Origin of the sequence: Salinicola sp. RZ23 (assembly GCF_003206675.1) — a bacterium.
In the GTDB taxonomy this organism is placed as follows: Bacteria; Pseudomonadota; Gammaproteobacteria; order Pseudomonadales; family Halomonadaceae; genus Salinicola; species Salinicola endophyticus.
Genome location: NZ_PZJK01000011.1, coordinates 110,993 through 125,330, shown reverse-complemented (window position 1 = coordinate 125,330; position 14,338 = coordinate 110,993). Strand labels below are relative to the sequence as shown.

Annotated in this window: 12 protein-coding genes; 9 read left to right on the top strand and 3 right to left on the bottom strand. The window is 67.5% G+C overall.

What is annotated here, in order from left to right; genetic code table 11:
- Nucleotides 1–167 precede the first annotated feature (167 nt).
- Nucleotides 168–1,469, bottom strand: a complete 1,302-nt coding sequence (gene stpA, locus DOM67_RS11905; protein WP_110676119.1) for a glucosylglycerol 3-phosphatase — start codon at nt 1,467–1,469, stop codon at nt 168–170.
- A gap of 328 nt (nt 1,470–1,797) precedes the next feature.
- On the opposite strand from stpA, the gene DOM67_RS11900 reads away from it, so the two are divergent.
- From DOM67_RS11900 to DOM67_RS11880, 5 genes are all read left to right on the top strand, one after another.
- Nucleotides 1,798–2,286, top strand: coding sequence for a pyridoxamine 5'-phosphate oxidase family protein (locus tag DOM67_RS11900; RefSeq protein WP_110676117.1), 489 nt, complete (start codon nt 1,798–1,800; stop codon nt 2,284–2,286).
- A 111-nt stretch (nt 2,287–2,397) separates the two neighbouring features.
- Entirely contained in the window at nt 2,398–3,417 is a 1,020-nt protein-coding gene (locus tag DOM67_RS11895; protein ID WP_110676115.1) for a CNNM domain-containing protein, read from the top strand.
- 257 nt (nt 3,418–3,674) lie between these two features.
- Nucleotides 3,675–4,091, top strand: coding sequence for an RNA polymerase-binding protein DksA (dksA, locus tag DOM67_RS11890; RefSeq protein ID WP_110676136.1), 417 nt, complete (start codon nt 3,675–3,677; stop codon nt 4,089–4,091).
- A gap of 91 nt (nt 4,092–4,182) precedes the next feature.
- Complete coding sequence (gene zigA, locus DOM67_RS11885) at nt 4,183–5,418, top strand: zinc metallochaperone GTPase ZigA (RefSeq protein ID WP_280951064.1); 1,236 nt, start codon at nt 4,183–4,185, stop codon at nt 5,416–5,418.
- A gap of 194 nt (nt 5,419–5,612) precedes the next feature.
- Entirely contained in the window at nt 5,613–6,713 is a 1,101-nt protein-coding gene (locus DOM67_RS11880; protein ID WP_110676111.1) for an NADH:flavin oxidoreductase/NADH oxidase, read from the top strand.
- Here the strand turns inward: DOM67_RS11880 and DOM67_RS11875 are convergent.
- Both DOM67_RS11875 and DOM67_RS11870 read right to left on the bottom strand, forming a co-directional pair.
- The gene (locus DOM67_RS11875; protein WP_110676109.1) at nt 6,702–8,039 is read right to left on the bottom strand and encodes an amidohydrolase; all 1,338 of its coding nucleotides are present in this window, start codon (nt 8,037–8,039) and stop codon (nt 6,702–6,704) included. The genes DOM67_RS11880 and DOM67_RS11875 overlap by 12 nt on opposite strands.
- A gap of 4 nt (nt 8,040–8,043) precedes the next feature.
- On the bottom strand, nt 8,044–8,901 hold the full coding sequence (locus DOM67_RS11870) for a GNAT family N-acetyltransferase (protein WP_110676108.1): 858 nt from the start codon (nt 8,899–8,901) through the stop codon (nt 8,044–8,046).
- 268 nt (nt 8,902–9,169) lie between these two features.
- On the opposite strand from DOM67_RS11870, the gene DOM67_RS11865 reads away from it, so the two are divergent.
- The 4 genes from DOM67_RS11865 (at nt 9,170) to DOM67_RS11850 (ending at nt 14,282) form a co-directional block, all read left to right on the top strand.
- Nucleotides 9,170–10,645: an aldehyde dehydrogenase family protein gene (locus tag DOM67_RS11865; RefSeq protein ID WP_110676106.1), complete on the top strand. Its 1,476-nt coding sequence runs from the start codon at nt 9,170–9,172 to the stop codon at nt 10,643–10,645.
- A gap of 8 nt (nt 10,646–10,653) precedes the next feature.
- Nucleotides 10,654–12,048 (top strand): FAD-binding oxidoreductase, encoded by a 1,395-nt coding sequence (locus DOM67_RS11860; RefSeq protein WP_232825232.1) that lies wholly within the window; start codon nt 10,654–10,656, stop codon nt 12,046–12,048.
- A 233-nt stretch (nt 12,049–12,281) separates the two neighbouring features.
- Nucleotides 12,282–12,956, top strand: a complete 675-nt coding sequence (locus tag DOM67_RS11855; protein ID WP_110676104.1) for a haloacid dehalogenase type II — start codon at nt 12,282–12,284, stop codon at nt 12,954–12,956.
- Nucleotides 12,957–13,007: 51 nt separating this feature from the next.
- Nucleotides 13,008–14,282, top strand: coding sequence for an FAD-binding oxidoreductase (locus DOM67_RS11850; RefSeq protein WP_110676102.1), 1,275 nt, complete (start codon nt 13,008–13,010; stop codon nt 14,280–14,282).
- The last annotated feature ends 56 nt before the right edge of the window (nt 14,283–14,338 follow it).

The window sequence follows — 14,338 nt, the reverse complement described above, 5'->3', positions numbered from 1 at the left end:
ACTCGACAGCGTGACCCAGCAGAACGCCAGCATGGTACAGCAGACTGCCACCGCTGCGGCCGCGCTGCAGCAGGAGTCGCAGCGCCTGGCCGAGACGGTGGGCGTGTTCACCCTGGACGACACGGGGTCTCACAAGCGTCCGGCGCTGGGGCGATGAATCCGGGACGCTAGACCCTGGCCCGGCGCTGCCGGGCCAGCTCGCAGAAGAAGTCGACGTACTCGGTGTGACCGCCAGGAAAGATCACGTCGAGGCGTAGCGGGTCATCGGGGTCGCTGATGCCGGCCAGCGCCGGCCACGGCGAGACGTCGGGATCGTTGGCGTGGCGCGCCAACCGCTCGGCGTCGACCCGGGCACGCGCCACCTCGCCGCCACTGCTGTCGACGAACAGCACCCGGTTGGGGCGCTCGAAGGCATCCCCCAACTGCTGCACCAGGGTCAGGAAACCGCGGTCGCTGCCGCCGCGCAGCGGGGTGTCGCCGCTCTCCGCGGCGGTGACCGAGGTGAGCGTGTCGCCGACCCCGACGATCGTCGGCATCAGCGCCGGATCGAAGTGTTCGCGGGCCAGCGCCAGCAGCGCCTGCGGGTCGCGCGGGGCCTGGCGCGCGTCGAACGTCTCCCCCAGCGGTGCCACCCCGGTACGTGCCTGGTAATAGCGATTGAGGATCACCAGCACGCCGCTCTCCTTGACCGCCCCGCGCAGCATCAGCTGGAAGTCGGTCGTGCCCTCCGCGGTACCGAGGCGTGGGCGCTCCTGGCCGGTGTCGTCGCGCCCGGCGTTGGGCGCGTAGTGGATGAAGAAGGCGTCCTCGAGCCCCGCCGCCTCGGCCGCCGCCAGACGCGCCTGCATGAACGCGACGACCGCCTCCTGCAGCTGCCAGTAGTGCTCGGGCGATGCCTGCCAGTGGCGCCGGAAGACATTGAGGTTGAGCGTCGGCGAGGCGAGGTTATCGAGCACGGCACTGGCGATCAGGGGCGCCCGCGTCTCGGCGTCCAGGGCGAAGGGCGGGCGAGCCAGGCAGTCATCGAGAAAGGTCTCGGCCTCGGCCGGAAAGCGCGCCAGGAAGTCGAGCTCCGCGGCGCTGACACCGGGGTGGGAAACGCGGCCGAAACGATCCTGCCACTGCACCCCGCCGGCGGCCAGCCCAGGCAGGTAGCGGCCGCTCCGGCGCGCTTCGGCGGGGGCTGAAAAGTGCGCTTCCACCAGCGCGTTGACGCCCCGCGCGCCGACATGCTCGCCGTTGGTGAGCACGAAGAAGTGCCCCGCCAGCTCGCCGGCGGCATCCAGGTAGCGCCGCGGCAGTTGCCGCGTCAGGGGATCGTCGACCAGCGCCATGCAGACACCATCGAGGTCCTGGATGATCAGCAGGTTGGCCGTGGCCGCCAGGGCCCGGCCCAGCTCGGCATGGTCGAGCGCGAAGGGGCGTGGGGCGAGAGACAGCGGGGCGGTAGGGCGCTGCGGATCGGTCATGGCGTAGGTGGACTCCCGAGGTCATGAACGCCACGCGGTGCCGGGCGTGGTCGACGAATCCCGCGCGGTGTCGGGCGCGGTAGACGAATCCCGCGCGGCATCGGGCGCGGTAGAACGGTAGATCAGCGCCGCGCGGTATCCAACGCGGCGGGCGCAATGACTTGAGTATAACCCCCGTCGCGGTGGGACCCAGCCCGACGGTGCGACGGACTTTGCTTAGCCGACCTGTCGCAACTAGGCTCAAGGAGCCGCCGAGTCTTCGGCGGCCGCGCCCGGATGGCGCGTTGTCCGGTCCGCCTGCGGACCCCCACGGTGACAGGAGGCAAGGATGTCCAGCCCCGAACACAAGCAGAAGATCTGGCAGCTGATCGACGATATCAAGGTCGGCATGCTGGTGACCCTCGACGACGGCGTACCCCGCGCCCGGCCCATGCATCTGGTCCAGGATGCCTACGACGGCACGCTCTGGTTCTATACCCGGCGCAGCGCCGAAAAGGCGTTCGAAGCGCAGAGCGATCGTGACGTCTGCATCACCTTTTCCGATCAGAAGCACGGGGTCTACGTGTCGATGTCGGGCAAGGCGCGCCTGCGCGACGATGCCGAGCTGATCGACAAGTACTGGAACCCGTTCGTGGCGGCCTGGTTCGATGGTGGTCGCGAGGACGATGACATCGCCATGCTGGAGATCGATATCGACTTCGGCGAGCACTGGCAGGCGCGCGAGAGCAAGGCCTTCCAGCTCTACGAGATCGCCAAGGCCAACGTGAAGAAGGAGCATAAGCCAGACATGGGCGAGAACGAGAAATTCGGCCACTGAGCGTGACCGTGCGCCGCCGCCGTGCGCTCGGCGGCGGCGACTCCCCGTCGCCTTGACACGGCCCGGCCAAGTCCCGATAAAGAGCGCTCACTGGTCACATAGCGAACCCCCATGCTTCTGCTGACGGCTTTCGTCGTTCTCTCCATCGGCTTCTCGTTTCTCTGCTCGATTCTCGAAGCCGCGCTGCTCTCGCTGACGCCCAGCTACATCGCGCAGCTCCAGGAGACGCGCCCCAAGCTGCACGACTCGCTCAATGCGCTCAAGTCCAACATCGACCGCCCTTTGGCGGCGATCCTGACCCTCAATACCATCGCCCACACCGTTGGGGCGACCGGCGTCGGCGCCCAGGTGGCGGTGGTGTTCGGCGATGCCCATGTGGCGATCGCCTCGGCGTTGATGACCCTGGGGATCCTGGTCTTCTCCGAGATCATCCCAAAGACCATCGGCGCCACCTACTGGCGGACGCTGGCACCGATGCTGCCGCGGATACTCAAGTTCATGGTGTGGCTGCTGCTGCCGTTCATCTGGCTCTCGGAGATGATCACCAACCGCATTGCCAAGAACGAGGGCGATGTCGACATGCGCGGAGAGATCAAGGCGCTGGCCAGGATCGGCCTCGAGGGCAAGGCGCTGGACGCCGACGAGGCGCGCACCATCACCAATATTCTCAACCTCCACGAGATTCCGCTGAAGCGGGTGATGACCCCGCGTACCGTGTGCATGACGGTGGCACCGGACATGAGCGTGGCGGAGTTCGACCATGACTACGGCAAGACCCAGTTCACCCGCTTTCCGGTGATGGATGGTGCCGAGCAGGCGCTGGGCTACGTGCACAAGGCCGATACCTACCACGCCGAGGACGAACAGCGGCTCAAGGCGCTGATGCACCCGGTGGCGATGGTCGACGAGAACGACAGCGTCGAGCATGTCTTCGCCGCCATGCTCAAGGATCACAACCACCTGCGCGTGGTTTACGACGATCACGGTAGCTGGGTCGGGCTGATCACCATGGAAGACGTGATCGAGACGATCCTGGGCCAGGACATCGTCGACGAGACCGATAACGTGCATAACCTGCGCAAGTACGCCAAGCAGCGCTGGCTCAAACGGCTGCGGCCCCATGCCGACTGAGTGCGGGCAACGGGGATAGCCGTACAACCACCATCGCTGCGATAGCCACGATGGCGTAAGGGCGGTGGGGAATATCCGAGGGGCGTCTTTGACGCCCCTTTTTCGATTGTGCGATCTGCCGCGCCGCTATCCGCTGCGGTGATCAGAAATGGGGTTTGTGCTTGGCTGCTTTATTGTTATGTTATAACATAAATGGCGTTGCGCGGACCGATGCCGGGCCGCATTCGAGCCTGGAGGTGGCCATGGCGCGATCACCGATGACAGACGAAACGCAGCTGCTGGCGATGCCGGCGGCGGACTACATGAACGAGGCCCAGCTGGCGTTCTTCCAGCGTCGGCTGGAACGCGAGCGCGAAACGCTGGCCGCGGCCCTGGCGGAGACCCGCGCGATCATCGTCGACAGCCGTGGCGATGGTGACGATGCCGATCTTGCCGCCAATGAAGAGACGCTGAGTCTGCTGCTGCGTCAGGCCGACCGCGAGACTCGGTTGCTGCGCAAGATCGCGGCGGCGCTTCAGCGCATCGAGTCCGGCGACTACGGCTTCTGCGACGAGACCGGCCAGCCGATCGGGCTAAAGCGGCTGCTGCTGCGGCCCACCGCCACGCTCTGCCTGGAGGCCAAGGAGCGCCAGGAGCAGCGCGAACACCACTATGCCAAGCGCCGCAGCGCCTGACCCCAAAAGCTGCAGCGCGAGAGGCGAGCTGGCCTGAAGTACGCGGCCCCAGCCGCGCCCTGGCAACGACCGATGCAGTGAGGAAACGATCATGAGTGAAACGACACCGGCTGGCTCGCGTCCCATGACGCAGCCGCTTCCTGTCACCGTGCTGTCCGGCTTTCTCGGCGCCGGCAAGACCACGCTGCTCAACCACCTGCTCAACAACCGTGACGGCCGGCGTATCGCGGTGATCGTCAACGACATGAGCGAGATCAATATCGATGCCGCCCTGGTCGAGCGCGAAGTCGATCTCAACCGTGCCGAAGAGAAGCTGGTCGAGATGAGCAACGGCTGCATCTGCTGCACCCTGCGCGAAGACCTGCTGATCGAGGTGAATCGCCTCGCCGAGGAGGGCCGTTTCGACTACCTGGTGATCGAATCCACCGGCATCTCCGAGCCGCTGCCGGTGGCCGAGACCTTCACCTTCGAGGATGAACAGGGCCGCAGCCTGTCCCAGGTGGCACGCCTGGATACCCTGGTCACCGTGGTCGATGGTGCCAACTTCCTGACCCAGTACTACGAAGCCAAGTCCCTGGCCGAGGCCGGTGAGAGCCTGGGTGAGGAGGACGAGCGCAACGTCGCCGACCTGCTGGTCGACCAGATCGAATTCTGCGATGTGCTGCTGATCTCCAAGAGCGATCTGATCGATGCCGCCCAGCTTGCCGAGGTCGAGGCGGTGCTCAGAACCCTCAATCCGGACGCCGAGATCCATGCCATCAGCCACGGCCAGATCGCCCTGGATCGGGTGCTCGACACTGGCCGCTTCAGTTTCGAGAAGGCACAGCTCGCCCCCGGCTGGCTCAAGGAGCTGCGCGGCGAGCATGTCCCCGAGACCGAGGAGTACGGCATCAGCAGCTTCAGCTTCGAAGCGCGCCGGCCGTTCCACCCGCAGCGCTTCTTCGAACTGCTGCACGGCGACTGGGGCGACGGCCGTCTGCTGCGCTCCAAGGGCTTCTTCTGGCTCGCCAGCCGGCCCGAGTTCGCCGGCCAGTGGAGCCAGGCCGGCGGCATTGCCCACCACGGCTTCGCCGGCCTGTTCTGGCGGGCGGTGCCCGAGTCGCGCTGGCCCCAGGACCCGGAGTATCTCGCCTCGATCCGGGAGAAATGGGAAGAACCCTTCGGCGACATGCGCCAGGAGCTGGTGTTCATCGGCCAGGGGCTCGATGTGGCGGGCATCCGCCGCCGCCTGGAAGCCTGCCTGCTCGACGATGACGAACTGGCCCGCGGCAAGGCGTACTGGAAAAGCCTGCCCGATCCCTTCCCCGACTGGGGCGTCGCCGCCTGAGCGATGCGCCCGCTGAATCTCTGTGGTCTGGTCTCCAACAGAGTCTTTCCCGGCCCCTTGGCCGGGTTTTTTTATGCATCGTCGTATCCGCTTCGGTACCTGAAGGGCGGTGGGGCGGGGGAGAGACGTTGCGCTGCAATTATTAGCCAGCTACATTTCTTGCCATTCCATTCCGCGACAGGAGCCGCAATCCGATGGCATCTCCGCAACTCTTCTCTTCGCTGGCACTCGACGGGCTGACGCTTTCCAACCGCATCGTGATCTCGCCGATGTGCCAATACTCCGCCGACGGCGAGGGGAGCATGACCGATTGGCACACCATCCACCTGGGCCAGCTGGCGCTCTCGGGGGCCGGCCTGCTGATCATCGAGGCCTCGGCGGTGGCCGAAGCGGGGCGTATCACCTCGGGCGACGTCGGGCTCTATTCCGACGCCAACGAGCGGGCGATGGCGAGTACGCTCGCGTCGGTACGCGCCCATTCGCCGATGCCGATCGGCATCCAGCTCAGTCACGCCGGGCGCAAGGCCTCCTGCCAGGCCCCCTGGGAGGGCGGCAAGCAGTTGAGTCTGGAAGCGGGAGGATGGCAGACCCTGGCGCCTTCCGAGGTGCCCTATCAGGCCGATCAGCGCCCGCCGCAGGCGATGACGCTCGACGATATCGACGCACTCAAGGCGGATTTCGTCGCCGCAGCGACCCGCGCGGCGCGTCTCGGCTTCGATCTGATCGAACTGCACGCGGCCCACGGCTATCTGCTGCATCAGTTCCTGTCGCCGCTCTCCAACCAGCGCGAAGACGCCTACGGCGGCAGCCTGGAGAACCGCATGCGACTGGTGCTCGAGATTTTCGAGGCGGTGCGTGAGGTGTTCCCGGCGGACAAGCCGGTGGGGATTCGCATCTCCGGCAGCGACTGGGTCGAGGGCGGCTGGGATCTGGAGCAGAGCGTGGCCTTGGCCAAGGCCCTCGATGCCCGCGGCTGCAGCTTCATCGACTGCTCCGGTGGCGGGCTCGACCCGCGCCAGGCGCTCGATGTCGGCCCCAGCTACCAGGTGCCGTTCGCCCGGCGCATGAAGCAGGAGGTCGCCATGCCGGTGATCGCGGTGGGTCTGATCACCGAGCCGGAGCAGGCCGAAGGGATCGTCTTCAGCGGCGAGGCCGATGCCGTGGCGCTGGCCCGCGGCATGCTCTTCGATCCGCGCTGGCCGTGGCACGCCGCGGCCAAGCTGGGGGCCAGCGTGCATGCGCCCAAGCAGTATCTGCGCAGCCAGCCGCATACCTTGAAAGGGCTATTCGGCTAGTTCGCGCCCGTCGGCATCCGCGGCCTCGCCGGCGAGTGCCAGCGCGATGCTCGCCAGCGCCTCCAGCGTGGGCGCCAGGGTCGCCTCGTCGAAATCGAACTCGGGGTGGTGGTGGCCGGCGGCGAGTCGGGTGCCGAAGATCAGATAGGCTGCTTCTCCACCCCGCTCGATGACGCGACGCATCAGCAGTGTCGCGTCCTCCGAGCCGGCGGGGGTGGTGTCGTGGGTGATCAGTTCACGGATGCCTGCCCGGCCCTCGAGCGCCGTCGCGATGCGTTCGACCAGCGCGGGGCTCGAGGCGCACTCCACCGCGGCGCCGAGACGCGCGATGGCCAGCTCGACACCCTGCATGCGCGCCGCACCTGCCAGTACCTCCCGGGCCCGCCCCTCGACATAGTCGTTGATCGCCGTGGTGCTGCCGCGAGTCTCCAGCTGCATGAAGGCCGTGTCGGCGATCACGTTGCGCCCGCTGCCGGCCTCCAGGCGGCCGACGTTGAGCCGCGCGGCGCCAGCGGCATGCGGTGCGATCGCATGTAGCGCCTGCACTGCCTGCGCGGCGGCGAGCAGGGCATTGCGCCCCTTTTCGGGTTCCCCGCCGGCATGGGCGGCGCGCCCGGTGAAGGTGACGTCGAGTTTGGTCGTCGCCAGAAAGCCGTCCGCACCGCAGATCAGCGTGCCCTCGGGCTGCCCCAGCCCCAGATGGGTGGCGATGAACTGATCGACATCATCGACCACACCGGCCTCGGCCATGGCCCCGGCACCTCTGACGCCCTCTTCGGCCGGCTGGAAGAGCAGCTTGATGCGACCGGTGAGGCGTGAGGCGAGCGCCGGCAGCAGATGTGCCAGACCGAGCCCGAGGGCGGTATGCCCATCGTGGGCGCAGGCGTGCATCGACCCCGGGTGGCAAGAGCGAAACCCCAGTCGCGCGGGCCTGTGTGTGTCGGCCTCGCTTTCGAGGATCGGCAGGGCATCGAGATCGAAGCGGTAGGCGAGCGTCGGCCCCGGACGGCCGGTGTCGAGGGTACCGACGACGCCGGTCAGCCCGCCCTCCATGGCCGCAAGCCAGCGCGCGACACCACCCTGGTCACGGGCGCGTGCCAGGGCATCGGCGAGGGTCGCCGCATCGGGCACGCCCAGGCGCGCCTCACGGTCGACGACCGCGTCGCCGACAGCAACCTGGTAGCCGATCGCATCGAGGCTTTCCGCCACCCGGCTGGCGGTGCGGAACTCGGTCCATCCCTGCTCGGGGTGACGGTGAAAATCCCGCCGCCAGGCGATCAACCGTGGCGCCAGCGCCTCGACCTGTGCCGCCAGCGAGAGAGGCATGACGTTACCCCATTGTCTGTGTCGTCAGTCCGACGCGAGTCGGGCCAGGCGTGTCCGGTAGCGTGCCGCGCCGCATCCGTTCGATACGATCGACACAGCGCAGCCCCGCCGACTGGAGCCAGTCATCTTCCGGATTCGGATCGACCAGGTCGAGTCGCACGAAACGGCCTTCATGCTCGGCGAACAGGGCCTGGATGAGCGCGCGCGCCGCGGTGTCGGAATCGGCAAGGACCGGTCCGATATGGTGGCCGCGTCCGAAATCCCGCCATAGCGCGCACCCCTCGAGACGTCCGTCCACGTCCAGCACCATCCCGTGGGTGGCTTCGCGTACCGCCAGTGCATGAACGGGGTTATCGGGCACCAGCGCCAGCAGGGCTTCGCGGTCCGCAGCCCTTGCCGGGCGCAGGTGCGGTAGCGTCGGTGCCGGTGTCGGCTCGAGGATGCCCTGGTACTGACAGACGAGATTGCAGGTCTCGAAGCCCAGCTTGCGGTAGAGCGGTGCCCCTGCCGTTGTCGCCACCAGGGCGAGCGGTCGTTCACCGGCCAGGGCCATGAGTTGAACCAGGATCTCGCGTCCCAGGCCGCGCCCCTGCCAGGCGTCGTCGACGATGATCAGGCCGAGTGTCGCCATGTTGCCGTGGTCGGTGCAGAAACCGGTGCCCACCAGCTCGCCGCTGTCACTGCGCAGGGCAATGCCCTGGCCGACCTCGAGCATCTGGGCCCAGTCCTGGCGGCGGTGGGGCCAGCCGAGCCGGCGCGACAGCAGCAGGGCATCGTCGAGGTCCTGAGTATCGAAACGGCGATAACCGAGGGTGGCATCGCGGGATGACAACTGGGGGGCCGTAGCCGCGTCTTGGGGCATATCGGCGTTCTCCTGTATTCGAGGGCTCCGTGGCGGGTACTTTACTCAGCGTGGGGTGCGGCCGGCCACGCAGGCGCGGCGGATTCTCGGAATTCGGCAGAATGCACCGAGAGAGAGGGGGTTGGGCGCATCAACTGCGCCAGGCAGGTGGACTCTCGGCACCCTGTGCTGGGCGTTCCGCCATACGATGGTAGCTAGACGACGACGGTGGCTTTCGCGGTCTCCCGACGCGATGTCGTTTCCCCTATCTCTGACGGCAAGGTCCATCATGGCGAGCTTCGACCCCGATCGCATTTCCCTTCCTGACGGCCACTACATTCACGGTCGCCTCGTCCCGGGTACCGGGGCGCTGGCGGTATCCCGGCCGTCGGACGGCAAGGTCTACGCGATGCTGCCCGCGGCCGATGCCGGGTGCGTCGATGAAGCCGTCGACAGCGCGCGGCGTGCGTTCACCCATAGCGACTGGGCGCGTCGCCCGCCGCGCGAACGGGCCAGGGCGATGCGCCGCTGGGCGGATCTGATCGAAGCCGACATCGATGATCTCGCGGCGCTGGAGTCCCTCGGCTCGACCCGGCCCATCGACCAGGCCCGCGCCTGGGATGTGCCCTATACCGCCGAGGGCATTCGCTTCTTCGCCGAATTCGCCGACAAGTGCGGTGGAGAGGTGGCGGCCACGGCATCCGATCATCTGGGCATGCAGATCGCCGAGCCGCTCGGTGTGGTGGGGGCCATCGCGCCGTGGAACTTCCCGCTCAGCATGACCTGCTGGAAGGTCGCACCGGCGCTGGCGGCCGGTAACACCGTGGTCCTGAAACCCTCGGAGCTGACCCCGTTCTCGGCGGTCCGGCTGGCCGCGCTGGCGGTGGAAGCGGGCATCCCTCCCGGGGTGTTCAATGTGATCCAGGGCAGCGGGCCGGTCGCCGGCGAGGCGCTCTGCCGGCATCCCGATGTCGCCAAGGTGACGTTCACCGGCTCGACCGAGACCGGGCGCACGATCATGCGCGCCTGTGCCGAGACCGGACCGAAACCGGTCACGCTGGAGCTGGGCGGCAAGAGCCCGCAGCTGGTGTTCGCCGACGTACCCGATCTCGACCGTACCGCGCAGACCCTGGCCGCCGCGATCACCGGCAACGCCGGTCAGGTCTGCGTCGCCGGCTCGCGCCTGCTGGTCGAGCGGCCGCTGCTGGCGCCGCTCGTCGAACGCCTGCAGCAGCGCTTCGCTAGCCTGGAACCGGGGCTCACCTGGCACTCGGGCACGCGATTTTCGCCGCTCATTTCCGCCCTGCAGGCCGAACGGGTGGAGACGATCGTCTCCCGCGCCCGCGAGGCCGGTGCCGAGCTCCTGGCTGGCGGAACCCGTTTCGAGACGGATAGGGGCGGCTGTTTCTACCGCCCGACGATCCTGCAGGTGGAGACTTCCGACAATCCGGCCGTGCGGGAAGAGATCTTCGGCCCGGTGCTGACGATCCAGGCTTTCGATGATGAAGAGGAGGCGCTGGGCCTGGCCGAGCATGAGGTCTACGGGCTCGCGGCGGGGGTGCACACCGCCGATCTGGGGCGGGCGCTGCGGGCGGTTCGACGGCTGTCGGCGGGCACCGTGTGGGTCAACCGCTACGGGCGCAGCCACGACTACATCCTGCCCACGGGAGGCTACAAGCGTTCCGGGATCGGCCGCGATCTGGGCCGGGCGGCCTTCGAGGCCAACCTGCACCACAAGAGCGTGCTGATCGACCTGACCCCCTAGCGTCGCGCATGCCCATTCGAGACGTCGCCGGCCTGGCTGGCGGCGGTCACACCAACAAGAGGCTTTCGATCATGTTCGTCAATGTGGACCCGGTTTCTGACACGCCCGACTTCCCCGAACAGGTGGATGTGGTGGTGATCGGTGGTGGCATCCTGGGCACCTGCGCCGCCTATGAGCTGGCCCGCCGGGGCGTCTCGGTGGCGCTGCTGGAGAAGGGGCTGATCGGCTGCGAGCAGTCGAGCCGCAACTGGGGCTGGGTGCGTCAACAGAACCGCGCCCTGTATGAGCTGCCGTTGGCGATGCACAGTCTGAGCCGCTGGGAGGCGTTCTCGCAGGAGGTCGGGCGTGACGTCGGCTTTCGGCGCAGCGGTATCGTCTATACCACCGACGATCAGGAGAGTCTGGATAAATGGGAAGTCTGGGGTCGCCAGGCCCGTGAACAGGGTTTCATCGGCCAGATGCTGAGCGCCGCGGAGGCGCATGAGCGCGCGCCGGGTACCACCTCGCGCTGGCTGGGCGGGGTCTGGTCGCCCACCGACGGGCGTGCCGAACCGGCCATGGCATGCCCGGCGATCGCGCAGGGCGCCCAGGCCCATGGCGCCCATGTGCATCAGAACTGTGCGGTGCGCGGGCTGGATCTCACCGCGGGTCGTGTCAGCGGGGTCTGGACCGAGCGCGGACGGATCCGCACCTCGAACGTGATCTGCGCCGGGGGGGCCTGGAGCTCGCGCTTCTGCCGGCGTCACGGGGTGGACCTGCCCGCGGCCAACATCATGGGCACCGCCATCCAGACCACGGCAGCGCCCGAAGTGACCCCCGGCTGTCTGACTACCCCCAGACTCGCACTGCGCCGACGGCTCGATGGCAGCTATACGCTGGCCATGCCCGGACTGGGCCGGGTCGAGATCAGCCCCCAGGGGCTGCGTTATGCCACCCGGTTCTACAGCGCCTATCGCAGCAAGCTGGCCAAGAAGCTCCAGATCAGGCTGGGGCGCTCTTTCTTCAGCGGGCCGGAAGCGGCCGGACGCTGGGAGTTCGATCAGGTCTCGCCATTCGAACGCCAGCGCATTCTCGACCCCATGCCGGACATGGCCCTGGCCCGGGCCACGCTTGCCGCGCTGCACGCCGAGTATCCGGCACTGAAGCACGTGCATCTGGCACGCGCCTGGGCCGGCATGATCGATACGACACCGGATCTGGTGCCGGTGATCTCGCCCATCGACGCGATCCCGGGCTTCACCGTCGCCTCCGGCTGCAGCGGCCACGGCTTCGGTATCGGCCCGGCAGCCGGGCAACTGGCGGCCGACATCGCCACCGGTGCCACGCCGATGGTGGATCCGGCGCCCTATCATCTGTCGCGTTTTTCCGATGGCAGCCGTATCCGACAGCCCGAGATGATGTGAATCCAGTGCCGCAGTCTGTGCTGTCGAGGGACCCAAAAAGGGCGATTTGTGCCAGTCCGGCGCCCGCTTTCAGCGTCAGCCACCGTGGACCCGGTGCTGTAATGAAAGCGATCGGATTGGCGCCGGTGCTCGGGTTGGCACCCCTGCCGTCCAGATGAACGGTGGCCCATACCCCCCGACCACCCATGCCACCGCAACGCCACAACAACGCCACAAGAACAGGACGAAGCCCCATGAGCGAGATCATGCGCCCCAAGTACATCACCTTCGACTGCTACGGCACCTTGACCAACTTCCAGATGGGGAGTCTGACCCGCGAGATATTTGCCGACCGGATTCCCGATGCCGAGCGTATGGATGGCTTCGTGAAGGACTTTGGCGCCTATCGCTTCGACGAGGTGCTGGGGCCGTGGAAGCCCTATGCCGAGATCATCTGTACCGCACTCGAGCGGGTCTGCCGGCGCTGGGGCATCGAATATCGCGATAACGAAGGCATGCGCTACTACGAAGCGGTGCCGACCTGGGGACCGCATCCCGACGTGATCGAGGGGCTGTCGAAGATCGCCGGCAAGATTCCGCTGGTGATCTACTCCAACGCCGACAACACGCAGATCATGTCCAACGTCCAGAAGTTGGAAGTCCCGTTCCACGAGGTCTTCACCGCCGACACCTTCAAGGTCTACAAGCCTCGCCTGGCCGCCTTCGAAGCCATGCTCGACACCCTGGGCTGCCGCCCGGATGAGCTGCTGCACGTCTCGTCGAGCTTTCGCTACGACTTGATCCCGGCCTCGCTGATGGGGATCGAGAACAAGGCGTTCGTGGCGCGGGGGCACGAGCCCTACTGCGGCGGCTATGGCGCCACCCAGATCGCCGATATCCGCGATCTGCCGGCGCTGGTCGGGCTCTGAGCGCCGAGCTCGCCACCGCTCCCTTGTCTGCTCGAGACGGAGGAAGGTGCCATGCAGTTCGATTCCTACTGGCTGGCGACGGCGCCGGCTTTCAGCGGGGCGCGGCAGACACCACCCGAGGGGCGTTATGACGTCGTCGTCGTGGGCGGCGGATTCACCGGGCTGTCGGCGGCGCGAACGCTGGCCCGCGGCGGGGCGCGGGTCGCGCTGATCGAGGCGGGGCGGGTCATCGGCGAGGCGTCGGGGCGCAATGGTGGCCAGTGCAATACCGGTGTCGCCCAGGACTACGCCAGCCTGGTCGAGCAGCTCGGTCGCGAGCGGGCGCGGAGCCACTACCGCCACTACGCCGAGGCGGTGGCGAGCGTGCGCCAGGTGATTGCGGAGGAGCGGATCGAGTGCGACTACCGTCACCACGGCAAGCTCAAGCTGGCCGCCAAGCCCGAGCACTACGCCAAGCTCGCACGCAGCGCCGAGGCAATCGCGCGTGACGTCGACCCGGAGGTCGAACTGATTCCCCGGGACATGATCCGCCATGAGGTCGACTCGCCGCTCTTCCACGGCGGCCTGCTGCAGAAAAACGGCGGGCAGATGCACATGGGGCGCTTCGGGATAGGGCTGGCCGAGGCGGCCGTGGCCCACGGTGCGCAGCTGTTCGAGCACACGCCGATGCGCGGCGTCGCCCGCCAGGCGGGGGGCTACCGGGTCACCACCCCGGCCGGCACCCTGCAGGCAGACAACGTGCTGCTGGCGACGGGGGCCTCGCGCCAGGGGCCGCTCGGCTGGTTTCGCCGTCGGCTGGCGCCGGTGGGCAGCTTTATCGTGGTCACCGCCCCGCTGAGCGAGGCGCAGTGCCGGGCGCTGTTACCCCAGCGGCGCGCCTACGTCACCAGCCGCATCGTCGGCCACTACTTTCGCCTGACCCCCGATAACCGGTTGCTGTTCGGCGGACGTGCCCGGTTCGCGATGTCGGGCGGCAAATCGGACACCAAGAGCGGAGAGATCCTGCGTCGGGGCTTGGGTCACGCCTTTCCTTCACTGGCCGGTATCGATATCGATTACTGCTGGGGCGGGCTGGTCGACATGAGTCGCGACCGCCTGCCGCATGCGGGTCGCCACGACGGGATGTACTACGTCATGGGCTACAGCGGCCACGGTGTCCAGATGTCGGTCCATATGGGCCAACGCCTCGCCGAGGCGATGCTGGGCCAGCGGCACGCCTACCCCTGGCAGGAGCGTCACTGGCCGGCGATCCCCGGCCACTTCGGCAAACCCTGGTTTCTACCCCTCGTCGGCGGCTGGTATCGGCTGCAGGACCGGTGGCATTGAGCCGTGCGCCCGGTCGAGGAGAAACCCTGCTTCAGTAAGCGCTGTATCCGAGTTCC

What these genes read in the sequence shown, in the direction of transcription:
- zigA (WP_280951064.1), top strand. Translation starts at nt 4,183, where the DNA reads ATGAGTGAAACGACACCGGCTGGCTCGCGTCCCATGACGCAGCCGCTT.
- DOM67_RS11870 (WP_110676108.1), bottom strand. Translation starts at nt 8,901, where the DNA reads ATGCCCCAAGACGCGGCTACGGCCCCCCAGTTGTCATCCCGCGATGCC.
- stpA (WP_110676119.1), bottom strand. Translation starts at nt 1,469, where the DNA reads ATGACCGATCCGCAGCGCCCTACCGCCCCGCTGTCTCTCGCCCCACGC.
- DOM67_RS11855 (WP_110676104.1), top strand. Translation starts at nt 12,282, where the DNA reads ATGAGCGAGATCATGCGCCCCAAGTACATCACCTTCGACTGCTACGGC.
- DOM67_RS11875 (WP_110676109.1), bottom strand. Translation starts at nt 8,039, where the DNA reads ATGCCTCTCTCGCTGGCGGCACAGGTCGAGGCGCTGGCGCCACGGTTG.
- DOM67_RS11895 (WP_110676115.1), top strand. Translation starts at nt 2,398, where the DNA reads ATGCTTCTGCTGACGGCTTTCGTCGTTCTCTCCATCGGCTTCTCGTTT.
- DOM67_RS11900 (WP_110676117.1), top strand. Translation starts at nt 1,798, where the DNA reads ATGTCCAGCCCCGAACACAAGCAGAAGATCTGGCAGCTGATCGACGAT.
- DOM67_RS11850 (WP_110676102.1), top strand. Translation starts at nt 13,008, where the DNA reads ATGCAGTTCGATTCCTACTGGCTGGCGACGGCGCCGGCTTTCAGCGGG.
- DOM67_RS11865 (WP_110676106.1), top strand. Translation starts at nt 9,170, where the DNA reads ATGGCGAGCTTCGACCCCGATCGCATTTCCCTTCCTGACGGCCACTAC.
- DOM67_RS11860 (WP_232825232.1), top strand. Translation starts at nt 10,654, where the DNA reads ATGCCCATTCGAGACGTCGCCGGCCTGGCTGGCGGCGGTCACACCAAC.
- dksA (WP_110676136.1), top strand. Translation starts at nt 3,675, where the DNA reads ATGACAGACGAAACGCAGCTGCTGGCGATGCCGGCGGCGGACTACATG.
- DOM67_RS11880 (WP_110676111.1), top strand. Translation starts at nt 5,613, where the DNA reads ATGGCATCTCCGCAACTCTTCTCTTCGCTGGCACTCGACGGGCTGACG.